The organism is Kribbella amoyensis (assembly GCF_007828865.1).
In the GTDB taxonomy this organism is placed as follows: domain Bacteria; phylum Actinomycetota; class Actinomycetes; order Propionibacteriales; family Kribbellaceae; genus Kribbella; species Kribbella amoyensis.
The window spans coordinates 362,165-386,045 of sequence record NZ_VIVK01000003.1 but is presented as its reverse complement, the minus strand read 5'-3'; the positions used below and the strand labels follow the sequence as shown (position 1 = coordinate 386,045).

Below are 23,881 nucleotides of genomic sequence, written 5' to 3'. Positions count from 1 at the left end.
GATTGCCATGGCCCAGCCCTTCTGTTGTACGACGGATTCGAAGGAAGGACACAGATGGCCCGCCCTTACAGCCCCGGCCCGAAACAGTTCGTCTTCGGTGTCGGAGACGGCGACGATCAGCGGGTCGTCGTCGCCGACCCGCAGGAAGCCTACGTTGCTTTCTCCGCCTTCTTCCGGGGCCAGGACGGTGGCACCTGGACCATCGACGACGAACCGGCGGGCCAGCGGTTGGTGCTGATGCCCGGTCAAGGGGTGATCGTCCGGAGCACGGAGGCGGGTCAGCCTCAGCTCGAGTATCTCAAGGTCGACCGTCCCAATCGCTACCTGCCGAGCGCGATGCTGTTCTTCGAGAACGGGTATGCCGGTCTCGATCACTTCGGCCAATGGCTCTCGAACCTCGCGGACCTCGACGCGTCGCCGCAGGCTCGCGGTGCTGCCCGTGCCGCCGCGATCACGACCGAAGCCGCGGCGATCGAAGAAACCGGTCGGATCTGGGGAAGTTCGGGCATCGTCGACCCGAGCGACCAGTGGTACGTCTTCTTCGACTCCCACGGTGCCGACGACGACCAGGCTGAACGAGCTGAACTGCTCGTCCTGATCGAGTTCCTCGGTCTCGAACGAGGCGACGCCCCGGCCGGGGCTGCCGACGGCGAAGTCTGGGTACGCCGGGACCCACGCCTCGACGCCGAACTCGAACGGTGGTCATGAGAGACGTCGTGTTCGCCCGTGAGAACGGGTGGATCCCAAAGGTGGTCCGGGATCACGGTGTACTCCGGATCGAGTTCGGTGCCGGGGCCGACGCCAACCACGATCCGCGCACTTTCACGGTCCCGATCGACGACGCCCAGCTTGCGGTGATCCGGGACGATCTGACGAGGCACCTGCTGCTGTGGAGTGCGATTCTGCCGCTTTGCGATGCTGCCGGGACTCGGGGCCCGCTGGACGAGGAGGCTGCCGTCGCGCTGCTGGAGCCGATCCTCTTCGCTGCGCCTGCTGACATCGAGGCGCTGTTCCAGCGCATTCGGTGGGACAGGAGCCGGCTCGTCGCCCACGGTGCCGACGTCGACCTGCTCGATCGTGGCCAGGTCTGGGCCGCGATGAGCTCGGCGACCGAGACGGCTGACTGGCATCGAGTTCAGGAACACGCAGCGGATCGCCGACGCACCCAGCGCGGCGTGACGCTGGCTCCGCTCGACGCCGCGATCCTGAAGTTCACCGGACAGTACCTCCACGGCGCGACGATGCCGAAACGTCGTCCCGATGCGGTCGACCCGGCGCTGCTGCCTGACGTCCTGCGGGTGATCGCCACCGCGGAGCGAGCGTCCGCCGGGATGCGGATCAGGCGTGATCCGCGCCGGGGAGGACGGGCGACGGACAAGCGTGACTGGGATCGGATGGCGGCGACGGTCGATGCGGCCGTCCGCCGGGCACACCCCGAGCTCGCCGACGACGCGGTGGCCACCGTGAAGTTCCTGATGTGCTCGGAGGCCGCGGGCCGCGCCAGGAGCAGGCCGATCGAGGATGACGATGAGCAGGTCGGCGGTGCCGGGAGTACGAGGAAGTCGAAGCTGATCTTCACCGATGACAAGGGCGGCGAGGAGACGTGGCGGCCGGACAGTCCGCGCACCGCCACCACGGCGTTCTGGGAGTTCGTCGGCGGTCGTTCCACCGCGGACAACGAGGTGTTCACCATCGAGGACGAAGAGTTGGGGGAAGGACTCCAGCTCCACTTCTACGCGGACTCGATCGCCCGGATCACGACAGTGGCCGAAGGCGACGGCCGGTCGGACCCGGAGTACCGGGTCGAGTACAGCCTGGTCGACGGGCTGGACGGATATCGGATCCTGGTCCGCGCCTTTGTCAACGGCGGCTGGGCCGCGCTCGACCACCACGGCTCGTGGCTGACGGATGTCGCCGAGTTCGAGCGGGCTCGCCGGCAGCGTGACGCCGGAAGGCGGTGACTGGTGTCGCCGGGCGACCGTTCGATGATCCGCTTCCGGTTCGGACTCCGCCCGTTGGCAGAGATTGCGCCGTGGGGTGGCGACAGGCCGAACCTGAGCTGGTTCGGCCTGACCGACGGCTGGTACTGGATCGAGCTCGGCGACGTCGACCTTCTGCGCCACCTCCCCGAGGACGGTGACGAACACCCGGCCGTCGACTACTACGTCGCCCGATTCTGGGAAGACCTGCTCCGATTGTTTCCGGCGGTGATCGAGGACGTCCCCGCCGCGCTGGTCGACCTGCTCAGGTCTGACCCGCGGACCTGGCCCGAACTCGACCCCGACGACCCGGTGACCGATTCCGTGCTCACCTGGTCCACCGATCACTTCCTCGACGTCGGCTACCTCGGCAACGCGCCCACGATCCGCTGCTGGCGGCACGGCGACCAGGTCACGATCGGCTGGCAGGATTCCGACCCCAGCCGCTACACCGCGCCCCCGTCCGGCGAGGTCACGGTCAGCCTGTCCGAATTCCTCGCCGCCGTCGGAGACCTGCATCAGGCCCTCATCACCGCCATGGAAACCCGAGTTGCCGAAGTCATCGCCGCCCCGCCGCCGCACGTAGCCATCGACCTCACTCAGCTACGCGCCGAACAAGCGGACCGCGCCACTTGGCTCTCTCACGCCACCGCTCGCCAACCGGCCACGAACTGGTCTCACATCCACACCGCCGCCCACCGCATCCACCCCTGACCAGGGGTGGCCGTTCTCCGCCGGCTCACCGGCGCAACCGGCCTGGCACGTTCAAGGTCGTCAACCTTTGGAGTGTCTGCGTTCGGAGACACTGGCGCCTTGTCCTCGTTCGTGGACAAGAAGGGGCGAGGACGCGGGCGCGGGCCCAGTCAGCGGGGACGGTTCATCCTGGGCGGGGGATGCTCGGGCGTGGGGTGAGTGTGATGGTGGGCTGATTCGCCGGCTGGAGCGCTACGGGGTGTGGCGGAGGGGGCGGGATGATTCATTTGCGGGTGGTCAGTCCGGCTGAGGTGACCGAGGCTTTGGTGCCGGTTCTGCGGGCTGAGCCGGCGGTGATGAATCTTTGTGTGCTCCGGGCCGCGGTCAGTAATCCGGACGGGGATGCGGTGCAGTTCGATGTACCGCAGGGGCTCGCGGACGAGGTGGTCGCCCGGCTGCGGGGATTCGGGGTGGATCAGCGCGGGTCGATCGTCCTGGAGAACGTCGATGCGGCGGTTTCGACGTTGGCGGATCGGGTGTCGGCTCGGCGGGTGCGGTTCCAGCAGTCGATGCCGGTGTGGGTCGAGGTGGAGGCGCGGATCCGGCGGGGTGGGACTTATCCGCCGAGCTGGTTCGCGTTGCTCGTCATCGCCGGCTTGATCGGGGCGGTCGGGATCCTGACGAACTCGCAGATCCTGATCGTCGGCGCGATGGTGGTCGGACCGGAGTACGGCGCGATCCTGAGCCTCGCGTTCGGGGTGACCCGGCGGGACCGTACCCGGGTCGGTCGGGGTGCCGCGGCGCTGGCCGTCGGGTTCGGGCTCGCCGTGGTGGGGGCATTGGTGCTGGCGCTGGTGATCAGGTGGGCGGACCAGGTCCCCGAGGCGTACGCGCTGGGGATCCGGCCGGTCTCCCACCTGATCGACTCCCCGGACTGGTTCTCCGTCATCGTCGCGGTGCTGGCCGGCATGGTCGGGGTCATCTCCGTCACCGAGTCGCTGTCGAGCACGTTGATCGGGGTGTTCATCTCGGTCACGACGATCCCGGCCGCCTCGGACATCGGGGTGTCGCTCGCTTTCGGCGACGGCAGCCAGGCGTGGGGATCCACCCTCCAGCTCCTGCTCAACGTCACCGTCCTCGCGGGGGTCGCGGTCGCCGGACTTCCCGCGCAACGCGCCATCTGGCGACGGGCCGCCCGCAGACAACGAACTCGGAGGCTGACGACATGACCAGGATGGGACGGACGGACCCGGGGGCGAGCGAACTCTCGCGGGCCCGGATGAGCGAGGAGGAGTTCCGTGCTCTGTACCGGCGGTTGCGCGACCAGCGGCCGTGGGGACCCGGTGACCGGCGAGGTGCGCTGAACCACCTCACGTCCGCCGGTACCCAGGCCGCCGCGAGCGAGGTCAGGCTGGGCCGGACGGTGTCGCTCGCGGCGCCGGTCGAGGGCGACGTGACTCCCGACAACCCCGATCCCGCGCGGCACCTGATGAAGGGGATCCCGGGGACCGGCCGGGGTGTCGCGTTCGGGATGGACCGGATCGAGATGAACATCCACGGCAACGCGGACAGCCACCTGGACGCGTTGTGCCACGTGAGCTTCGACGGCGAGCTGTACAACGGGGTCCCGGTGGACACCATCACCGCGAACGGCGCGACCGAGCTGACCGTCGGCCTGGCCGCGAACGGGGTCGTCGGCCGCGGGGTGCTGCTCGACATCCCCCGGACCCGCGGCGTGCCCTGGCTCGAACCAGGCGAGCACGTGACCGTCGACGACCTGCTCGCCGCGGAACAGGCGCAGGGCGTACGGGCCGGGCGTGGTGACATCCTGCTCGTCGCGGTGGGGCATCGCCGTCGGCGGAGGGAACGCGGGCCGTGGAACGCCGCGGCGTACCGGGCCGGGTTGCATCCGGAGGTGATGCCGCTGCTGGCCGACCGGCAGATCGCGGTGCTCGGCAGCGACGGCAACAACGACGTCGCCCCGAGCGTGACCGAGAAGGTGGACTTCCCGATCCACGTCCTGGCCGTCAACGCACTCGGCGTGATGCTGCTCGACTACCTACAGTTCGGGGACCTGATCCGGATCTGCGAGGAGGCGGACCGCTGGACCTTCCTGTGCGTCATCGCCCCGCTCCGGCTCCCGCACGGCACCGGCTCACCGATCAACCCGATCGCCGTCCTCTGAACCCAGGGCGAGCTGAGGCCGTACTCGGTAATTCGGTCGTCACCGTGGGCGAAGAGGTTCTACGGTCTTCGGATGGCTGATGCGTTGTTCGAGGACCGGCGGCTGGTGGAGCTCTACGATCCGCTGGAAACGGACCGGAGTGACCTGGACGTGTATGCCGCGATCGTGGCGGAGTTCGCGGCGCGGTCGGTACTGGACGTGGGCTGCGGGACGGGGACGTTCGCGTGTCTGCTCGCGTCCCGGGGGATCGCGGTGACCGGGGTGGATCCGGCCGGCGCCTCGCTGGAAGTTGCGAAGGGCAAGGAATTCGCCGACCGGGTGCACTGGATCCACGGGGACGCGACCTCGTTGCCCGAGCTGGCCGCCGACCTGGCCACGATGACGGGGAACGTCGCGCAGGTCTTCCTCACCGACGAGGAGTGGGGCGAGACGCTGGTCGGGATCCGGGACGCGCTGGTACCCGGTGGGCGGCTGGTGTTCGAGACGCGGGATCCGGCCCAGCGGGCCTGGGAGGAGTGGACGCGGGACCAGACCCACGCGATCACCGAGGTCCCAGGGATCGGCCAGGTGGAGAGCTGGGGCGAGCTGATCTCGGTGGAGTTGCCGTTCGTCTCGTTCCGCGGCTCGTACGTGTTCGCGTCGGACGGGGCCGTCCTCACCTCGGAGTCGACGCTGCGGTTCCGGTCCCGCGCGGAGGTGGAGGAGTCGCTGCGGACCGCGGGGTACGAGGTCGACGAGGTCCGTGGTGCGCCCGATCGGCCCGGTCGCGAGTTCGTCTTCGTCGCCCGCAAACGCTGAGTGCCGCGCCAGGTGGAGCGGTCAGGGTACCGGGGCAGGGGAATGAAGCTCACCCGGCACCCTGACCTGTCGGTGGGGCCGCACGCCGGCGGCCGGAGGTGGTACGGCCCGGTGGTTCTGCCTCGAAGCCCAGGTGGCTGAGGCGCTTCCGTCGACCGTGACTCCAGAATACGCCGGGACACAACAACCACCAGGCCGCTCGCCCGGGACCGTGACGGATAATGGCTGGCGGGTGCACCACGACCCTTGGTTAGGTAGACCCTGTACGCCCGACGGTTTGAAGGAGACGGTATGAGCGACAACGCCAGCAAGCCGGCCGAGGACGATCTGCAGCGGAAGTTCCGCGAGGCGCTCGCCAAGAAGAACGCGCACCACGAGTCGCACCCCGGGACCGGGGCTCGCCGCGAGGGTGTCGGCGACGCGCACAACGACAAGCAGAGGCGCCAGTTCCGGCGCAAGTCCGGCAGCTGATTCCGCCGCCCATCCATCCATCTGAGCCCCGGGTTGCCGCCCGGGGCTCGAGCTTTTCCATGGGTCAGACAGACGCGGCGAGCAGGTCCGCGAGCCGGTCCAGCTCGGGCTCCCAGCCCTGCTGGTGGTTCGTGGCCGACTCCGCGGTCGCGAACCCGGTGTGGGTGAGCCGCAACCGGGTCCCGTCCTCGACCTCGGCCAGGTCCACCTGGACCCGGGTGGTCTCGCCGTCGTCGGAGTCCCACTTCCAGGTGAACGCGAGCCGGTGCGGCGGCTCCACCTCGAGGTACCGTCCGCGGACGATGTACGGACCCATCGTCACCACGTAGTCGCCGCCGACCCGGACGTCGGCGTCCACGGTCAGTTCCAGCGCCGGGTTCGGGCAGTACCAGCGGACCAGCAGGTCGGCCCGCGTCCACGCGTCGTACACCTTGCTGATCGTTGCCTTGAGCACCCGTTCGATCCGGATGTCAGTCGTCATCGCCGTCGCCTTCCAGGAGATCCGCCAGCCGGTCCAGGGTGCTGTGCCAGTACGCGGTCAGGTCGCCGAGCCAGGTCTGCACCTCGGACAGCCGGTCCGGCCGCAGCGTGCAGACCACCGTCCGGCCCACCTTGCGCCGGGTCACCAGCCCAGCGTCGACCAGGACGCCGACGTGTTTCGTCATCGCCGGCAGCGTGATCCGGTGCGGCGCGGCGAGCTCGCCCATCGTCGCCTCGCCCTGGCCGAGGCGCTCCACCACCGCGAGCCGGGTCGGATCGGAGAGCGCCGCGAACGTCGTGGTCAGCACGCCCAATACTTCACCAGATGGTGAAGTGTCGCGTCAAGGGCGGACCGGCCGGACCGTAGGCTGGCGAGCGTGACGTCGCCTTTCACCGAGACCAGCGGGACCGCCCGACGGCAGGGATTCGCCGAGCTGGCGGCGGCCGGCCCGCTCCAGTACGTCGTGCTGTTCACCGGGGTCCCGGTCTGGCTGGTGACCGGGTACGCCGAGGCGCGGGCGCTGCTCGCCCACCCGGCCGTGGTCCGGTCGCCGCTGGACGGGCCGCATCGGGACCACGTGTTCGACGACCTGGTGAACTCGATGGACCGCCACATGCTCGGCGCGAACCCACCCGACCACACCCGGATGCGCAAGCTGGTCTCGGCCGCCTTCACCCGCCGCCGGATCGAGCTGCTCGCACCGCGGATCCGCGAGATCGCGACCGGCCTGCTGGACGACCTGGCCGGGCAAGCGTCGGCGGGTGAGCCGGTCGACCTGGTGGACGCGTACAGCTACCCGCTGCCGATCACGGTGATCTGCGAGCTGATCGGGATCCCGCCGGTCCGGCGCGCCGACTTCCGCCGCTGGTCCTCGGTCGTCGTGAACGCCGCCGTGCATTCGCCCGAGGTGTACGTCGAGTCCGCGCTGGCGATGGTCGAGTTCATCCGCGAACTGATCGAGGACAAGCGGGTGGACCCCGCGGACGACCTGCTGTCCGAGCTGATCGCGGTCCGTGACGGCGGTGACCGGCTGAGCCCGGACGAGCTGACCTCGATGGTGTTCCTGCTACTCGCGGCCGGTCACGAGACCACGGTCAACCTGATCACCAACGGCGTCGACGCGTTGCTGCGGCACCCTGACCAGCTCGCTCTGCTCAAGTCGGAGCCCGATCGCCTGCCCGCGGCCGTCGAGGAGTTGCTCCGGTACGACGGCCCACTGCAGGCCGCGATCCCGTACGTGGCCGCCGAGCGGATCGAGATCGCCGGTGCGTCGATCGCGCCGGGGGACGTGATTGTGATGGCGCTGTTCGCGGCGAACCGGGACGACGCCAAGTACGGCCGCGGCGACGAGCTCGACATCACCAGGCCGGACAACCAGCACCTCGCCTTCGGGCACGGGATCCACCACTGTCTCGGGGCGCCGCTGGCCCGGCTGGAAGGGCGGATCGCGCTCGGCCTGCTGTTCGAGCGGTTCCCGGAGCTGCGGCTCGCCGATCCGGACCAGGACCCGCCGCGGTACGCGGGTCTGCTGATGAACGGGATCCGCGAGCTGCCCGTCCTGCCGAACCCCGCAGGGTCGTGAACTCTGCGTGAACGCACGCCGGAATCCCTGCGCGGCAAGGGCGTTCCGGTCCGGACGGCTTGACAGTGGGTGGCATGCTTCCTGGGGTGACCGAATTGTTGGACGCTGCCCGCGAACTGCTCAGCCTGGCGATGGCCTCGCACTGGCTGCTGCTCGTGCTGTTCCTGGCGGCGGCCATCGACGCCGTCTTCCCGGTGATCCCGAGCGAGGGCCTGGTGGTCACCGCCGGGATGGCCGCGGCCGCGGGTCACCAGAACCTGCTCCTCGTCATCGTGCTGGCGATGCTCGGCTCGGTGATCGGCGAGTGCGTCTGCTACTTCATGGGACGCGGCTCCGGTCCCGCGTTGCGCCGCTGGCTGCGCCGGCGGGAGGCGCGGCAGGCGATGTACGAGAAGGTCTCGCATGCCCTGCACTCCCGCGGCGGCCTGGTCCTGATGACGGTCCGGTACATCCCGGGCGCGCGGATGGTGGCCACGCTGACCGCGGGCGCCACGGCGTACTCGTTCCGGAAGTTCGTGATCTTCACCGCGGCCGGGGTCACGGTGGCGTACACCTACGTCGCGCTGCTCGGGTATCTGGGTGGTGACGCGTTCGCGCACGACTCGCTGAAGGCACTCGGGTTCAGCCTCGGGCTGGCGTTCTCGATCGGCTTGGTGATCGAGACGACCCGGCGGATCACGCTCAAACGGAAGGCCTCGAAGGTCACGGCCGGGTAACGATCGGCCGGCCGCTTCTCCGGCGAGGGCGTGTCAGACCCCAACCGGAACCGGGACCCATGCGTCAGTAGGTACGTGGTGGGGACCAAGAGATTGCTGAGTGTGACGGTGCTGGCGTCGGTACTGGTGGCCGGATGTGCCGATGTACCGCCTGAGGGGGCCGGGAGTCCGGGCGTGAGTCCACCGCCCAGGACCAGCGGATCACCGTCCGCGACCCAGCAGCCGACGACGCCGTCACCGAGCGAACCGGACCCGTCGAACACGCTGACCCCGGGGACCAAACCGCCGGCCGCGGCACCGGTCGGTCGGACGTTCCCGGCTCGCCTTCCGAACGGCAAGCCGCCCTTGTTCGTGGTGGTGTCGTTCGACGGCGCCGGCGATCTGGTGCTGTGGTCGCGTTGGCGGACGATCGCCCAGCAGACCAATGCGCGGATGACGTTCTTCCTCTCCGGGCCGTACCTGTACCCGGAGAAGTACAAGACCGACTACCGGCCACCGCGGCTCAAGCCCGGCGCGTCCGACATCGGTTGGGGTGATCCGGACAAGGTGCTGCGCCGGGCCGCCGTGCTGCGGCAGGCGATCGCCGAGGGCCACGAGATCGGGACCCACGCGAACGGGCACTTCTGCGGGACCAAGGGCATCAACAGCTGGACGGCGGTGCAGTGGAAGAGCGAGCTGGCTGCGTTCGACCGCATGGTGACGAGCGGTCCCACCCTGGCCGCCGGGAAACCGCTGGCCGCGCCGTTCGACCCGAGCACGGTCGAAGGGATGCGGACGCCGTGCCTCGAGGGCAACCGGACCGCGTACCGGCAGGTGATGCGGGAGCGCGGGATGCAGTACGACGCCTCCGAGCCCGGGTACATCGCCTGGCCGAAGAAGGAGGACGGGCTGTGGAACTTCCCGCTCCAGTCGGTCAAGCTCGCCGGGACCGGCAGGACCACGCTGACGATGGACTACAACCTCTGGTACGCGCAGAACAAGGCGCGCGAGGCCCCGGCCGCGCAGGCGCCGAAGCTCAAGGCGCAGGTGCTCGCGACGTACCGGTCGGCGCTGGCCGGCTCCCGCGCGGCCGGGAACCCGCCGCTCTTCCTCGGCAACCACTTCAACCGCTGGAACAACAGCGTGTACTCCGACGCGATGCAGGCCTTCGTCAAGGAGACCTGCACCCAGCCCGACGTCCGCTGCGTGAGCAACTCCGAGCTGGTCAGCTGGCTGCAGAAGAACGGCGTCCCGAAGAGCTAACGCGGTGAGCCGATCGGCCGGACGACCAGGGTGTTGATGTCCACGCCCTCGGGTTGCTCGACCGCCCACACGATCGCGGCCGCGAACTGGTCCGCCGTGATCCGTTCCCGGCCCGGCTCCAGACCGCCGACCGGATCGGAGAAGTGGGTCTCGACGGCGCCGGGGGAGACCAGTGTGACCCCGATCCCGTCCTTGGTGACGAGCAGCCGGGTGTTCTCGGCCAGCCCGGTCACCGCGAACTTGGTCGCGCCGTAGATGTTGCCCGCGGTGTGGACGTGACCGGCCAGGCTGCCGACCAGGACGATCCGGCCCCGGCTCTCGCGGAGGGCGGGCAGGGCGTACCGGATCAGGGCCGCCGGGCCGAGCACGTTAGTGAGGATCATCGACCGCCAGCCCTCGGGGTCGCCGTCGTCGAGCAGGTCATGGGTGGCGAACCCCGCGTTGGCCACGGCGTTGTCGAGCCGGCCGAATCGCTCCAGCGTCTCGGCGACCGCTGCCTCGACCGCGGCCGGGTCCGAGGCGTCGCTGACCAGCGGGAGCACCTGGTCCGGGCTGCCGAGGCTGTCGGCGAAGGCGGCCAGCCGGTCCGGGTTCCGGCCGGTGACGGTGACCTGATGGCCGAGGTCGAGCAGTTGACGGGCCGCGGCGGCGCCGATGCCGCTGGAGCCCCCGGTGATCAAAGTGACACGCATGTCCGGGGACTCTAGGTTCTAGAGTTGGCTCTAGGTCAAGGGATTAGAGCGTGGTGTAACCGAACGCGGTCTGCCAGGTGCCGCCGTCCCTGATCCGGCGGACGATCAGCCGCTGCAGGGCGGTGTCCTGCGGGAACTCGTCCAGCTTGCCGAGGTCGTGGCTGCGGAAGGTGAAGAAGATCGCGCTGTCCTGGGAGTCGCGTGGTTCGCCGTACGGCGTGAAGCGGCGGCCGAAGCGGACCATGTTGGACTCCTGCGGGAGGTTGTCCAGCAGGTACGGGTCGAGCAGCCACGAGCCGAGGGTCGCCGTCTTCACCGGGTACTCGGGGAAGTGCTTGGGGAAGAACTCCCGCGCCTGCGCGAAGCTGTCCTCCACCGCCTCCGGAGTGAGCGGCCCGCTCTCCGGGATGTGCACGCCGACCACCCACTCGCCCGACGCGACGCCCGGGACCGGGTGTGCGTCCGGCACCTGGTGGAGCAGGAACTGGAGCCGGCCGAGCGCGAAGATCGCGCCGACCCAGTGGATCGTCATCCACCAGTGCGTCTCCAGCCCGAAGTCGCCGTGGGTCCGGCGGTTCACGTTCAGCTGCCGGCCGAGGTCGGCCAGCGTGGCCCAGCTGATCTCGTCGCTGATCCCGCGTTCCGCGTGGTACCGCCGGATGTCGGGCAGCGTCTGCAGGAACGCGGCCACCGACACCAGCGGGTCGTCCGGCGCGGTCAGCTCACCCTCGGCGGGGAACGTACCCATCACCTTGCGCAGCTGGGCCGCGAAGTCCGCGGTCGCCACCGGATCCACGGCCAGCTTCTCGGCGGCCTCCCGATCGGCGTCGGTGAAGCCCAGCAGGCGGTACTCGTCAGCAGTCGTCACCGGCCCAGCATGTCAGATCCTTACCGGCCGCAGAGCTTCGGCGGTACTCCGGTTCCCGCTCAGCGTTCCTCGGCCAGGCCCAGGTACAACAGGCTCGGGTCGGCCGGGTTGAAGGCGAGTCCGGGGATGCCGTCGAAGGTGTTGTGCTGCTTGCTCAGCTCGCCGGTGGACGGGCGGAACCGGTACAGGTCGGAGCCGTAGTTCGCGAACGAGGTGCCGTACGCGAAGTACAGCAGGTCGGCGTCGACCGGGCTGGGCCACATCCGGTTGCCGTTGTAGAGCGTGGCCCGGGTCGAGTCGAGCACGATCCGGAACTTGCGGCCACCGTCGTCGGACTGCCAGATGAACCGGTCGGCCGCGTCCCGGTCGTACGCCTCCAGCCACACCTTCGACGGATCGGCGGGGGAGATCGCGAGGCTGAACGCGTTCGTCCGCTCGACCGCGGCCGCGTGCGTCCAGGTCCGGCCGCCGTCGAACGTCGAGTAGACCCCGTCCGACATCACCCCGACGACCGCGTGGTCCGGATCGCGCGGATCGATGACGGCGTCGTACGCGAACAGGTCCCGGCCCGGCGCGAGCCCGGCCCGGCGCCAGCTGACTCCGTCGTCGGCCGAGTCGTACAGTTGCCCGTCACCGCCCACCACCCGCAGGGACCCCGGCGCGGAGTACAGGGCGACGACCCCGTTGCCCTCGATCGGTCCGGCCACCGTACTCACCGTGCTGCCCTTGACCCGGTGGATCGGCTGGTCGTTGACGCTGTGCACGTACGCCGTGTCGCCGGGTCCCGCGGTCACGTCGTACGTGGCCAGGTCGTCCGGTGATTTGTCGATCTGTTGCCAGCTGCAACCGGCGTCCGCGGAGCGCTGGATCGACTGCCGGCCGATCGCGATCAGCACGTTCGGCTCCGGCAACGTGGCGACCTTGGTGTACGTGACCGGCCGCAGCGTGCCCTTGGTCGGCGCGAGCTGGGCCCCGTCGTCCGCCGTCACGGTCACCCCGCCGTCTCCGTACACGGTGTCGCAGTGCGGCACCGTCCAGAACCAGCCAGGAGTGACCGGAGTACCGAAGCTGAGCGAGCCGGCCAGGAGCAACGCGGGCAGTGTGTGCATGAACCTCTTTGTAAGCGGCCGGTTCGGCACCAGGCCAGCACTCACCGTGGCAGACCCACGACATGACGGGAAACGGTCAGGCCGGCGTCAGCCCACGCCGGGTCAGCCGGCGGCGGTGTCGATGTGGCGGGCCAGGACGAGATCGTCGTCGGTGATGCCGCCGGCCTCGTGGCTGCGGATCCGGAACGTGATGGTGGTGTAGCGGATGTCGATGTCCGGGTGGTGGTTCATCGACTCGGCCAGCTGCGCCACCGTGGCGACCAGCCGGATCCCGTCCAGGAAGGTCGGCTTCTCCACGCTGCGGGCCAGCGCACCGTCCTCGACCTTCCACAGCGGCAGGTGGTCGCGGATCGCCTGGTCGATCTGGTCGTCCGTCAGCAGTTCAGCCATGCGCCCACTCTAGTGGCACAACTACGGCAGGCCGCGCCAGAAGGTGAGTTTGTGTTCGGCTTCGTAGTCGACCGGCTTGATCGCGTTCGGGGCCAGGGACTGGACGTCGGCCGGCTGCGCGAACCTGGGCCAGGCCGGCAGGCCTTCGGTGTTCGGGTCGCCGTGGTGGGCGAACGTGGTCCAGTACCGGATCATCGCGTCGGACAGCGCGACCTGGTCGTTGGTCATCTTGCCGGCCTCCTCGGCGGTCCGGAACAGGTACCCGACGTCGCCCGCGTGCCAGGCGCCGGGGTCGAAGCCGGGCGGGAACGGGATGTCCAGCGGGGCGTCGCGGTCCGCGAACTCGTAGAACCACAGCGGGTTCTTTGCCGAGAGCAACTGGTTCTGCCGGAGCTGGGCGCGGGCCCAGAGCCGGTCGGTGACGACCGCCGACCAGGCCAGCGCGGGCGTCGGGTAGCCGGTCAGCGGGTACTCGGCCGCGATCTTCGCCGCGTTCGCCCCGAAGGCGGTGCGGAGCAGTTCGGGGTAGTTCGCCTTGGTCACCGGACGGCCGGCCAGCTCGCGGAAGAAGGCCACGAACGTCGTGTGCTCGTCCCGGGTGCTCCCGGCCAGGACCGGCACCTCGGCGAACTCACCGCGGTCCAGCGCCTGCTCGGGATTCGGCGGCAGGTCGTCGTTGTCCAGGGCCATCGGCTGGAAGATGTTCATCACCTGCGGCACCGCGAGCAGCTTGGCCACCGGGACCTTGCGCAGACAGTCCGCCGTGTTCGCCGGATCCTTGCAGCCGAGCTGGCTCGCGACCAGCTGACCCTGCGTCTGCGCGTCCTTCGTGGTCGTCCAGCCGTACCAGGGCAGCGCCGGGATCCCCGGGTACGTCACCCCGGCGGGCATGTCCATCACGGTGAAGCCGCTCTGCATGATCACCTTGTGGAACAGGCCGTGCGACTTCTTCGCCAGCAGATGCGCGCTCGTCGACGTCGCCCCGTACGAGACGCCGAACAACGTCACGTTGCCAGGATCGCCGCCGAACGCGGCCGCGTTCCGCTGGACCCACTCCAGCGCCGCCCGCTGGTCCTGGAGACCGAACGTGCCGGATCCCGCCAGGCCGGGCAGCCCGAAGCCGCCGAAGACGCCGAGCCGGAAGTTGAAGGTCACCACGACGACATCCCCGTCCACCGCGAGCCGGGCCGGGTCGAACTGGTCACCCGACCCGATCGCGCCGTCGCCGTGGATCCACACCATCACCGGTTTGCGCTGCTCCGGCGTGGCGGACCTGGGGGTGGTGACGTTGAGGACCAGGCAGTCCTCGTTCGTACTGGCGAGGTCGGCGATCGCGTTCTTGTTCTGCGGGCACGGGCTGCCCGGTTCGGTCGCGGCCCGCTCGCCGGTCCACGGCTTCACCGGGGCGGGGGACTGCCAGCGTTGCGGGCCGACCGGCGGTGCGGCGTACGGGACGCCCTGGAAGACGCGGCGGTCGGCGTGGACGGTACCGCGGACGTCGCCGGTGTCGGTGCGGACCACCGGCCCGACCGGTGCCGGTGTGCTCTCCGGGGTGCCGGTGTTTTCGTTGCACGAGGCAAGCAAGGTGACGCAGAGGGCCAACGGGAGCAGGGGTCCGCGAAGCATCTCAGGCCTTCCTGGTGGCGAGGTCTACGAGGGTGGCGAACTCCCGGCCGGCGGCGGCCAGGTCCAGCTCGGGATCGACGGCGAGCTGGCGGATGATGCCGTCGCGGATCGACAGCACGAACACCGCGACCAGAGCCGGGTCGAAGTCCCGCAGCGCGCCGGACTGCTGGCCGAGCCGGAGCACCTCGGCCAGCTGGGCCTGGTCCGACCGGGCCAGCTCGATCGGGGCAAGCTCCTGGCGGATCCGGAGCAAGGTGGTGGCGTGGCTGCGATGGGTGCGGAGGAACTCGACGTTCGCCTCGACGAAGCCGTGCAGTACGGCGACCGGCTCCTCGATCCCCTCGGTCCGGGCCAGCACGAACTCGGTGAACCGGCCGAGGATCTCCCGGCCGACCTCGTCGATCAGCTCCTGCCGGTTCGCGAAGTGGTACGAGATCAGCCCGGTACTGCTCAAGCCGGCCTCCTCGGCGATCGCCTTGAACGACGCCTGCGCACCGCCGTCCCGCGCGATCACCTCGATCGCGGCGGCCACGATCTGGGTCCGCCGCACCTGTTCCGTCATCGACCGTTTTGCTTGCACGAGCAAAACTTAGCTCATCCAAGCAAATCTGCCCAGCGGAGCCCCGGAATGCACCTGGCGGTGGGTGGGTTGCAGCGGGAAACGGGCGCTGCGCCCACGAGCCTCAGGAGCGAGATGACGACGGTGGAACTGACCCGGTTCAAGGTGGCGCCGGAGCGGGTGGAGGAGTTGCTGCGGACCAGGCCGGGGATGGTGGCCGGATTCGAGGCCGACCGGGCCGGCTTCCTGCAGGCGACGCTGGTCCGCCTGCCGGGTGACGAGTGGCTCGACATCGTGCACTGGCGGTCGGCCGAGGACTTCGCCGCGTCCCGGGCGAAGGGGCCGAACCGCCCGGACATCAAGGCGTTCTTCGACACGATCGATGCGCTGGTGTCCAGCGAGGAGGGCACGCTGGCCTGAGGGTCGGTGTCAGCGGGTGGTGGTGATCCGGGCCGAGGTGAGCAAACCGGCCAGGGCGAGGCCGGCCGAGGTGGCGATGATCGCGCCGAAGACCCACGGCCGCGGGTCGTCCGCGTTCAGCGCGAGCAGGGTGCCGCTGACCGACAGCGCGGTGGCGATGCTCATCGTGCCGGCCATCTGGGCGGCGCTGCTGTTCCGGCCGGAGTTGCCGGCGTCGGACAGATCGAGGGTGAGCACCGACAGGCTGGACGAGCTGAGGCCCATCCCGACCCCGGCCACGGTCCAGCCGATCAGGCCGAGCCAGGTGAGCGCGTCGGCCCACGCCAGCAGCGACGTCACGGTCAGCCCGGCGGCCATCAGGGCGAGGCCGATCCGCAGGACGGTCACCCGGGACAGCTGGTGCTCGCGGCCCTGGAGCCAGGAACCGAGCGCCCAGCTGACCCCGGTGATGGAGAGCGTGATGCCGGCTCGCGAAGGGCTGAAGTCGTGCAGCAACGTCAGCAACAACGGCAGGTACGCCCCGGCGCCGGCGAAGGCCGCACCACCGAGACCGCGGACCGCGACGACCGCGGGGAAGCCGCGCCGGGCGACGAACGTCCCGCGCGGCATCACCCGGACCGCGGCCACCGCGAGCAGGGCCAGGCTGACCGGAATCGCGATCCCGGCCGGCACCGGGTGCGCCTCGAGCTGATCGCCCGACCACGTCATCACGAACAGCGCCACCGACGCCGCGAGCGCCCACGGCAAGGCGGCCCGGGCAGTGGCGAGTTCCGCGGTTTCCTTCGGACTCGGCTCCGGAGCTGGGGTTCGACCGGCCAGCCGCATCGCCGGCCGCAGCAGGAACCAGCTCGGTACCAGCAGGACAAGGGCGCCGAGGAACACCCAGCGCCAGCCGAACTGCTCGGTGACGACCCCGGTGAGCACGGGCCCGACCACCGAAGGCAGGATCCACATCGCCGCGAACAACGAGAACATCCGCGGCCGCAGGACCGGCGGGAGCGTCCGGGCGACCAGCACCATCAACGCGACGTCGAGCAACCCCTCGGCGAGTCCGCTGAGGAGCCGGCCCGCGATGACCATCGGCATCGCCTGCGCACCGCCGACCAGCAACTGCGCGAGCGCGAAGGTGATCGCGCCGACGCGCAACGCGGGAACGGGTCCGCGCCGGTCGGCCCACAACCCGGCGATCGCGAGGGAGACCAGGTAGCTCGCGTTCGGGGCCGCGTTCGCCGTACCGAAGCTGCCGAGCGCGTCGAACTCGCGCACCATCGTCGGCAACGCGGTACCGACGGCGCGGTTCTCGAAGGCGCCGAGCGTGACCAGGCCGACCACGCCCAGCACCAACGGCAACCGGTCACCACTGAACAGCCGGAGGCGCGGCTCGGCGCGGACATCGTTCGAGGACATGCCGGACATCCTCGAAGCTCAACTTCACTTCAAGTCAAGTCCGTCGTTTCACGGCCGGGACCGGGTCTCCGGCAGGCGGAACACCAGGACCAGGACGCGCAGGACCAGGACCACGCAGATGACCAGCAGGTTGTAGCCGAACAGCTGGTAGAGGCTCATCGTGTCGTTGATCCGCGGACCGCCGGGTGTGCCGAGCAGCAGCACCGCCATCAGGCCCGCGGTCGCCCCGAGGATCGCGAGCAGAGTCTGGTGCAACAGCGTGGTGACGTGCCGGCGATCCCGCTCGTCCGCGAACAGCCGGACGTTCAGCCCGAGCCGGCCGGACTCCGCCGCCGCCGCGATCCGGTCGATCCGGCGTGGCAGCCGGCGCAGCATCGGCAGCAGGGAGGTCAGCTCCTCGGTCGCGGTCCGCCGCAACGTGTCCGGGGTGAGCCGTTCGGTCACCTGGGCGGCCGCGAACTGCCGGGACGCCTCGACCAGGTCGAAGCTGGGCGAGATCCGCGAGATCGTCCCCTCCACGGTCGCCAGCGCCCGGAACACCGCGGCCACCTCCGGCGGTACCCCGAGCTCGTGCGCCGTGATGATCCGGAACAGGTCGGTGAACATCGCCGGACCGAGCGCGGCACCGGCGCCGAGATGCCGGGTCATGAACTGGCCGACGGCGCGCTCCAGCCCGTGCTCGTCGATCACGTCCGGGCGGTCAACGATCTCCAGCAGCGCGTCGGTCGCGGCGACCGGGTCACCGTGGTCGACGGCGAGCAGGAACCGTTGCAGCGCGTCCCGGGTGGCCGGGTCGAGCCGGCCGACCGAACCCAGGTCCAGCATCCCGATCCGGCCGTCGGTCAGCAGCAGGAAGTTGCCGGGATGTGGGTCCGCATGGAACACCCCGTCCAGCGCGACCTGGCCGAGCAGACAGTCGAACAGGATGCGGGCCAGCCGGGCCGGGTCCAGCCCGCGTTCGGCGATGACGCCGGCCGCCGAGCCGAGGGGTACCCCGTCGAGCCGCTGCATGGTCAGGACCCGGGCCGTCGACAGCTGTGGGCACAACGCCGGGACGACCACGTCATTGCTGTTGGCAACGGCACGGCCGGCCGCGACGCTGGTCATGTTGCCGGCCTCGATGGTGAAGTCGAGCTCCTCCCGCATCGCGTCGGCGAACCCGTCGGCCAGCGCCCGGACGCCCATCGACCGGCCCCAGTCGGTGTTCCGCTCCAGCAGTTTGGCCAGCCGGCGGACGATGTCGAGATCCCGGTCCACCACCGCCGCGACGCCGGGCCGCTGCACCTTGACGACCACCTCGGCGCCGCGACCGTCCGGCAGACCGTCGTCGAGGAGTCGCGCGGTGTACACCTGGGCGACCGACGCGGCGGCCAGTGGTTCGGTCCCGAAGTCGGCGAACAGCTTCTGCGGCGGGGCGCCCAGTTCCTCGGTCAGCACGGCCTCGACCTCCGGCCAGGGCGCGGGCGTCACCTGGTCCTGCAACCGGGTCAGCTCGGCCGCGACCGCCGCGGGGATCACGTCGCTGCGGGTCGAGAGCACCTGGCCGAGCTTGACGAAGGTGACCCCGGCCTCGTCCAGCGCGAGCCGCAACGACCTGGCCAGGTCCGCCTGCCCGGCCGCATTCTCCCGCCCGGGCCGGCGGCGGCCGCGCAGGTACGGACCGAGCCCGTGCCGGACCGCGATCCGGAGGATCTGCAGGTACCGCCGGGTGCGCGCGATCCGGCCGCCCAGGTCACGCCGCAGATCGCGGGCCCTGGGCAACGAACCGGTCGGCAGCAGCGCCTCGGACAGGACCAGGAAGACCAGCCCGGCCAGCATCGAGCAGAGCGCGGTCAGGGCCAGGAACGCCAGCGCGGTCCCGTTCGACCCCGTCCACGGCGGCGGCCCGGTCAGCGCGTTCATCAGCGGGCTGAACACGGCCAGCGTGAGCCCGGCGCCGAGGAACAACCGGGCCAGCCCGAACCGGACGCCGAGCAGCCGCTGCGACACCGGTACGAAGATCGCCATGAACACGGCGACGTTGAGCACCCCGACCACCACGACGTCCATGCCGGAACCCTAAGCGCGGAACCGCCCGGCGACCGTCACCCGGTCAGGGGACACGCGTCCCCCGGTGGAGTGAGCGCAGCGAAGAGGGCCGCGACCGGCTCGGCTGAGCTGGACGCGGCCCTCGTCAGGATCCGGGGGTCAGGCGCGGCGGCGGATCTTGTTGCCGAGCCAGACGATCGGGTCGTACTTGCGGTCGGCGACGCGCTCCTTCATCGGGATCAGCGCGTTGTCGGTGATCTTGATGTGCTCGGGGCACACCTCGGTGCAGCACTTGGTGATGTTGCAGAAACCCAGCCCGTGCTGCTCCTGGGCCGCCTTCTGCCGGTCGGCGGCGTCGAGCGGGTGCATGTCCAGCTCGGCGATCCGCATCAGGAACCGGGGACCGGAGAAGCTCTCCTTGTTCTCTTCGTGGTCCCGGATCACGTGGCAGGTGTCCTGGCACAGGAAGCACTCGATGCACTTGCGGAACTCCTGCGACCGCTCCACGTCGACCTGCTGCATCCGGTACTCACCGGGCTTCAGGTCGGCCGGCGGGGTGAAGGCCGGCACCTCCCGCGCCTTCTGGTAGTTGTACGACACGTCGGTGACCAGGTCCCGCAGCACCGGGAACGTCCGCATCGGCGTGACCGTGACGACCTCGTCCTCCTCGAACGTGTTCATCCGGCACATGCACATCAGCTTCGGCATGCCGTTGATCTCGGCGCTGCACGATCCGCACTTGCCGGCCTTGCAGTTCCACCGGACCGCGAGATCCGGCGTCTGGGTGGCCTGCAGCCGGTGGATGACGTCGAGGACGACCTCACCCTCGTTCACCTCGACCTCGTAGTCCTGCAGGCCGCCGCCCTCGGCGTCACCCCGCCAGACCCGGAACTTTCCCTTGTACGTCATGCGGGCAGCTCCTCCTCGGTCAGGTACTTCTTCAGCTCGTCCAGCTCGAACAGTTCCAGCAGGTCCTCGCGCATCGGCACCTGGTCCTTCTTGACCACGCTGACGCTGCCGTCGGCGTTCAGCCCGCAGACCAGCAGCAGCTTGCGCCAGTCCGCGTTCATGCCCGGGAAGTCGTCGCGGGTGTGACCGCCGCGGGACTCCTCGCGCTGCAGCGCCGCCTTCGCGACACACTCGGACACGGTGAGCATGTTGCGCAGGTCCAGCGCCAGGTGCCAGCCCGGGTTGAACTGCCGGTGCCCCTCGACCGTCATCTTCGCGATCCGGCCGCGGAACTCGGCCAGCCGCGCCAGCGCCTGCTCCATCTCCTCGGCCTTGCGGATGATGCCGACCAGGTCGTTCATCGACTGCTGGAGCTCCTGGTGGATGGTGTACGGGTTCTCCCCGCCCTCCAGCTCGAACGGGGCCAGCGCCTCGGCCGCGGCCGCGTCGATGTCGGCCTCGTCGATCTTCGGCCGGTCCGCACCGAGCTGGTCGACGTACGACGCCGCCCCCATCCCGGCCCGGCGGCCGAACACCAGCAGGTCGGACAGCGAGTTGCCGCCGAGCCGGTTCGACCCGTGCATCCCGCCGGCCACCTCACCGGCCGCGAACAGTCCCGGCACGACCGAGGACGCGGTGTCCGGGTCGACCTCGACGCCGCCCATCACGTAGTGACAGGTCGGGCCGACCTCCATCGGCTCCGCGGTGATGTCGACGTCGGCCAGCTCCTTGAACTGGTGGTGCATCGACGGCAGCCGCCGGGTGATCTCCTCGGCGGGCAACCGGGTCGACACGTCCAGGAACACCCCGCCGTGCGGCGTACCGCGGCCGGCCTTCACCTCGGAGTTGATCGCCCGCGCGACCTCGTCCCGCGGCAGCAGTTCCGGTGGACGCCGGTTGTTGTCGGCGTCCTTGTACCAGCGGTCCGCCTCCTCCTCGGTATCCGCGTACTGCGCCCGGAACACGTCCGGCACGTAGTCGAACATGAACCGCTTACCCTCGGAGTTCTTCAGCACGCCACCGTCACCGCGGACCGACTCGGTGACCAGGATGCCCTTCACCGACGGCGGCCAGACCATCCCGGTCGGGTGGAACTGGATGAACTCCATGTTGATCAGCGTCGCGCCGGCCCGCATCGCCAGCGCGTGCCCGTCACCGGTGTACTCCCAGGAGTTCGAGGTGACCTTGAAGGACTTGCCGACGCCGCCGGTGGCCAGCACGACCGCGGGCGCGTCGAACAGGATGAACCGGCCCGACTCGCGCCAGTAGCCGAACGCCCCGGAGATCGCGTCGCCGTCCTTGAGCAGCTCGGTCACCGTGCACTCGGCGTACACCTTGAGGTTGGCCTCGTAGTCGCCGGTGGCCTGGAAGTCCTCCTGCTGCAGCGAGACGATCTTCTGCTGCAGGGTGCGGATCAGCTCCAGCCCGGTCCGGTCGCCGACGTGCGCGAGCCGCGGGTAGGTGTGACCGCCGAAGTTGCGCTGGCTGATCCGGCCGTCCTCGGTCCGGTCGAACAGCGCGCCGTACGTCTCCAGTTCCCAGACCCGGTCCGGGGCCTCCTGGGCGTGCAGCTCGGCCATCCGCCAGTTGTTCAGGAACTTGCCGCCACGCATCGTGTCGCGGTAGTGGACCTGCCAGTTGTCGTTCGAGTTCGCGTTGCCCATCGCCGCGGCGCAACCGCCCTCGGCCATCACGGTGTGGGCCTTGCCGAACAGCGACTTGCACACGATCGCGGTGCGCTTGCCCTGCTCGCGGGCCTCGATCGCCGCGCGCAGACCGGCGCCACCGGCCCCGATCACGACGACGTCGTAGGTGTGTCGTTCCAGCTCAGTCATGGAAGTCAGAAGTCCTGTATCAGTTGATGATGCGCAGGTCGGAGAACCAGCCGGCCGACAGCGCCATGATGTAGAAGTCGGTGAGGATCACGGTGAACAACGAGGCCATCGCGAACGTGCCGTGCTTGGGGTTCAGCTTGGACACGAAGGTCCAGTACCGGTAGCGCAGCGGGTGCTTGGAGAAGTTCTTCAGCCGGCCGCCGACGATGTGCCGGCAGGCGTGGCAGGACAGCGTGTACGCCCACAGCATCACCAGGTTGACCCAGATGATCACGGTGCCCAGGCCGATGCCGAAGCCGCCGTCCTTCCCGTGGAAGGCGAGGACGCCGTCGTACACGTTGAGCAGGCCGAAGGCCAGCGCGCCGTAGAAGAAGTACCGGTGCAGGTTGAGCGCGACCAGCGGGAACTTCCGCTCACCCGTGTACTTCTTGTGCGGCTCCGGGACCGCGCAGGCGGCCGGTGCGAAGAACAGCGAGCGGTAGCCGGCCTTGCGGTAGTAGTAGCAGGTGCCGCGGAAGCCGGCCAGCACCGCGAAGGTGATGATGCTGAACGGGATCACCCGGGGGAACTCGCCGAACCAGGTGCCCAGATGGCTCGACCCCTCGACACAGGAGGCGGTCACACAGGGCGAGTACAGCGGGGTGAGGTAATGGAAGTCGTCGACCCAGTACCACTTGTTCATGAAGATCCGGATCGTCGCGTAGACGATGAAAAAGAGCAGGATCACGCCGATCCGCAGCGGCGCCAGCCACCAACGGTCGGTTCGCAGCGTCTTCTGCCCGATCTGTGCGCGACCGGGACTCTCAACTCCAGTAGTCATCAGGGCGCGCGCCGGTCCGGTGCTCCGAAGCCTTCGGTCTCCGCGCCTGTCCACATGGACGCGTCATACTCCACGTCGGAAATCTCCTCGAGTTCCTCCGGAACGGGTCCGGGTCTGTGCCGGGGGTCGGGAGGGCCGACTTCGGCCAGGTCGTCGCTCAGCCTGGCGACGTCCGACACCAACCGGCGGATGCCGAGGGTGTCACCGTACTCCTGGCTCAACTTGCCGACACTCGCGTGCAGTGCTTCGAGTGCGCGCTGCACGGCCACCAGGGAAGTGTTGCCGTCGCCCATACCGACTCCAGTAATGGTTTTGTCGCTGTAAGTATGGACACTCTGCCTTCGTGCGGCGCACAACGGAAGACCCCTCGGTACGGCGTGTTTCCAGTTAGGCTGCCCTCAGTTGCGAACCGCGGACGGGTGCAGTAAGGGAGCGTATCCGGCCTGCAGGACAACGAGATTCGCGGGCGGGGTGAGCACGACGACCTCGCGGTGCGCGGGCGGATCGGCCGGTGTGGCATACCCCTCCCACGACCAGTTGTACACCCGGCCGCCGAGGACCAGCGCCGGGGTCGCGTCGACCAGGATCATCGCGCCGTCAGGCAGTTCGCCGAGCGGGGCGATCGTGGTCCGTTGCCGGCGCGTCCGGGACTCCACCCGGTCCAGGTGGAGCTGCGCGTCCATCGCGGCGGCCCGCGGGCGCTCGTCCAGACCACGGCCACGGGCCCACGCACCGGCGTACCGGAGGAAGTCGCGGCGGCGGCAGTAGGCGCACGGCCGATGACCGGCGGCGAGCGCGACCGCCTCGTCGAAGAAGAACAGCGCCGTCCAGCGGCCGGGCGGCATCGGGTCGCGCTGAGCACCCTTGAAGTCGAGCAGGCAGCAGATCCACGCCTTCGTCCGCCAGCGGGTCGTGCCGAGCCGGCGCTCGGTCCCGTGCAAGGCGCCGCGGTTCCCCATCAGCAGGCCGCGGCCGGGCGCGGCCACGATCTCCTGGGTGGGCAGTACCCGGTTCTGCAGTGGCATTCCACCA

The 23,881-nt window shown here is 69.7% G+C and carries 26 protein-coding genes; 11 read left to right on the top strand and 15 right to left on the bottom strand.

Features of this window, described 5'->3' with window-relative positions:
* Positions 1-54: 54 nt before the first annotated feature.
* The 7 genes from FB561_RS35825 to FB561_RS35795 all read left to right on the top strand — a co-directional run bounded on the left by FB561_RS35825 (position 55) and on the right by FB561_RS35795 (position 6,126).
* Positions 55-708 carry a hypothetical protein gene (locus tag FB561_RS35825; protein WP_145814521.1) on the top strand — a complete coding sequence of 218 codons (654 nt, stop codon included), beginning with the start codon at positions 55-57 and terminating at the stop codon, positions 706-708.
* Entirely contained in the window at positions 705-1,961 is a 1,257-nt protein-coding gene (locus tag FB561_RS35820) for a DUF6357 family protein (protein ID WP_145814520.1), read from the top strand. Before FB561_RS35825 ends, FB561_RS35820 begins: the two co-directional genes overlap by 4 nt.
* 3 nt (positions 1,962-1,964) lie before the next feature.
* On the top strand, positions 1,965-2,693 hold the full coding sequence (locus FB561_RS35815; protein WP_145814519.1) for a DUF5984 family protein: 729 nt from the start codon (positions 1,965-1,967) through the stop codon (positions 2,691-2,693).
* Positions 2,694-2,950: 257 nt separating this feature from the next.
* Entirely contained in the window at positions 2,951-3,901 is a 951-nt protein-coding gene (locus FB561_RS35810) for a DUF389 domain-containing protein (RefSeq protein ID WP_145814518.1), read from the top strand.
* On the top strand, positions 3,898-4,857 hold the full coding sequence (locus FB561_RS35805; RefSeq protein ID WP_202881013.1) for a cyclase family protein: 960 nt from the start codon (positions 3,898-3,900) through the stop codon (positions 4,855-4,857). Before FB561_RS35810 ends, FB561_RS35805 begins: the two co-directional genes overlap by 4 nt.
* 72 nt (positions 4,858-4,929) lie before the next feature.
* Positions 4,930-5,655 carry a class I SAM-dependent methyltransferase gene (locus FB561_RS35800; RefSeq protein ID WP_145814517.1) on the top strand — a complete coding sequence of 242 codons (726 nt, stop codon included), beginning with the start codon at positions 4,930-4,932 and terminating at the stop codon, positions 5,653-5,655.
* 291 nt (positions 5,656-5,946) lie between these two features.
* Positions 5,947-6,126, top strand: coding sequence for a DUF5302 domain-containing protein (locus FB561_RS35795; protein ID WP_145814516.1), 180 nt, complete (start codon positions 5,947-5,949; stop codon positions 6,124-6,126).
* 64 nt (positions 6,127-6,190) lie between these two features.
* On the opposite strand, the gene FB561_RS35790 is transcribed toward FB561_RS35795, so the two are convergent.
* Positions 6,191-6,607 carry an SRPBCC family protein gene (locus FB561_RS35790; RefSeq protein WP_145814515.1) on the bottom strand — a complete coding sequence of 139 codons (417 nt, stop codon included), beginning with the start codon at positions 6,605-6,607 and terminating at the stop codon, positions 6,191-6,193.
* Positions 6,597-6,914 carry an ArsR/SmtB family transcription factor gene (locus tag FB561_RS35785; RefSeq protein WP_145814514.1) on the bottom strand — a complete coding sequence of 106 codons (318 nt, stop codon included), beginning with the start codon at positions 6,912-6,914 and terminating at the stop codon, positions 6,597-6,599. Before FB561_RS35785 ends, FB561_RS35790 begins: the two co-directional genes overlap by 11 nt.
* Before the next feature lie 69 nt (positions 6,915-6,983).
* Here FB561_RS35785 and FB561_RS35780 point away from each other — a divergent pair, with 69 nt between their 5' ends.
* The 3 genes from FB561_RS35780 (at position 6,984) to FB561_RS35770 (ending at position 10,147) form a co-directional block, all read left to right on the top strand.
* Positions 6,984-8,189: a cytochrome P450 family protein gene (locus FB561_RS35780; protein ID WP_145814513.1), complete on the top strand. Its 1,206-nt coding sequence runs from the start codon at positions 6,984-6,986 to the stop codon at positions 8,187-8,189.
* 86 nt (positions 8,190-8,275) lie between these two features.
* Positions 8,276-8,905, top strand: coding sequence for a DedA family protein (locus FB561_RS35775; protein WP_238335321.1), 630 nt, complete (start codon positions 8,276-8,278; stop codon positions 8,903-8,905).
* 174 nt (positions 8,906-9,079) lie between these two features.
* The gene (locus FB561_RS35770; RefSeq protein ID WP_145814511.1) at positions 9,080-10,147 is read left to right on the top strand and encodes a polysaccharide deacetylase family protein; all 1,068 of its coding nucleotides are present in this window, start codon (positions 9,080-9,082) and stop codon (positions 10,145-10,147) included.
* On the opposite strand, the gene FB561_RS35765 is transcribed toward FB561_RS35770, so the two are convergent.
* From FB561_RS35765 to FB561_RS35740, 6 genes are all read right to left on the bottom strand, one after another.
* Positions 10,144-10,839: an SDR family oxidoreductase gene (locus tag FB561_RS35765; protein WP_145814510.1), complete on the bottom strand. Its 696-nt coding sequence runs from the start codon at positions 10,837-10,839 to the stop codon at positions 10,144-10,146. The two genes, FB561_RS35770 and FB561_RS35765, sit on opposite strands and share 4 nt — an antisense overlap.
* 43 nt (positions 10,840-10,882) lie before the next feature.
* Positions 10,883-11,707, bottom strand: coding sequence for an acyltransferase domain-containing protein (locus tag FB561_RS35760; protein WP_145814509.1), 825 nt, complete (start codon positions 11,705-11,707; stop codon positions 10,883-10,885).
* A gap of 59 nt (positions 11,708-11,766) precedes the next feature.
* On the bottom strand, positions 11,767-12,816 hold the full coding sequence (locus FB561_RS35755) for a WD40/YVTN/BNR-like repeat-containing protein (protein ID WP_145814508.1): 1,050 nt from the start codon (positions 12,814-12,816) through the stop codon (positions 11,767-11,769).
* A 102-nt stretch (positions 12,817-12,918) separates the two neighbouring features.
* Complete coding sequence (locus tag FB561_RS35750) at positions 12,919-13,206, bottom strand: 4a-hydroxytetrahydrobiopterin dehydratase (RefSeq protein ID WP_145814507.1); 288 nt, start codon at positions 13,204-13,206, stop codon at positions 12,919-12,921.
* Positions 13,207-13,227: 21 nt separating this feature from the next.
* Positions 13,228-14,832, bottom strand: coding sequence for a carboxylesterase/lipase family protein (locus FB561_RS35745; protein WP_145814506.1), 1,605 nt, complete (start codon positions 14,830-14,832; stop codon positions 13,228-13,230).
* Position 14,833: 1 nt separating this feature from the next.
* A complete protein-coding gene (locus tag FB561_RS35740) occupies positions 14,834-15,394 on the bottom strand; it encodes a TetR/AcrR family transcriptional regulator (RefSeq protein ID WP_145814505.1) in 561 nt (186 codons plus the stop codon).
* Between the two features lie 132 nt (positions 15,395-15,526).
* Here FB561_RS35740 and FB561_RS35735 point away from each other — a divergent pair, with 132 nt between their 5' ends.
* Entirely contained in the window at positions 15,527-15,811 is a 285-nt protein-coding gene (locus FB561_RS35735) for an antibiotic biosynthesis monooxygenase (RefSeq protein ID WP_145814504.1), read from the top strand.
* 9 nt (positions 15,812-15,820) lie between these two features.
* Here the strand turns inward: FB561_RS35735 and FB561_RS35730 are convergent, their stop codons facing one another.
* From FB561_RS35730 to FB561_RS35700, 7 genes are all read right to left on the bottom strand, one after another.
* Positions 15,821-17,218, bottom strand: a complete 1,398-nt coding sequence (locus tag FB561_RS35730; protein WP_145814503.1) for an MFS transporter — start codon at positions 17,216-17,218, stop codon at positions 15,821-15,823.
* A 48-nt stretch (positions 17,219-17,266) separates the two neighbouring features.
* Positions 17,267-19,267, bottom strand: coding sequence for an ABC1 kinase family protein (locus FB561_RS35725; RefSeq protein ID WP_145814502.1), 2,001 nt, complete (start codon positions 19,265-19,267; stop codon positions 17,267-17,269).
* A gap of 138 nt (positions 19,268-19,405) precedes the next feature.
* Positions 19,406-20,155 (bottom strand): succinate dehydrogenase/fumarate reductase iron-sulfur subunit, encoded by a 750-nt coding sequence (locus FB561_RS35720; protein WP_145814501.1) that lies wholly within the window; start codon positions 20,153-20,155, stop codon positions 19,406-19,408.
* The gene (locus FB561_RS35715; protein ID WP_145814500.1) at positions 20,152-22,029 is read right to left on the bottom strand and encodes a fumarate reductase/succinate dehydrogenase flavoprotein subunit; all 1,878 of its coding nucleotides are present in this window, start codon (positions 22,027-22,029) and stop codon (positions 20,152-20,154) included. Before FB561_RS35715 ends, FB561_RS35720 begins: the two co-directional genes overlap by 4 nt.
* Before the next feature lie 19 nt (positions 22,030-22,048).
* Positions 22,049-22,849 (bottom strand): hypothetical protein, encoded by an 801-nt coding sequence (locus FB561_RS35710; RefSeq protein ID WP_170284944.1) that lies wholly within the window; start codon positions 22,847-22,849, stop codon positions 22,049-22,051.
* The gene (locus FB561_RS35705; RefSeq protein ID WP_145814499.1) at positions 22,849-23,142 is read right to left on the bottom strand and encodes a hypothetical protein; all 294 of its coding nucleotides are present in this window, start codon (positions 23,140-23,142) and stop codon (positions 22,849-22,851) included. Before FB561_RS35705 ends, FB561_RS35710 begins: the two co-directional genes overlap by 1 nt.
* Before the next feature lie 105 nt (positions 23,143-23,247).
* Positions 23,248-23,874 (bottom strand): hypothetical protein, encoded by a 627-nt coding sequence (locus FB561_RS35700; protein WP_145814498.1) that lies wholly within the window; start codon positions 23,872-23,874, stop codon positions 23,248-23,250.
* Between the last annotated feature and the right edge of the window lie 7 nt (positions 23,875-23,881).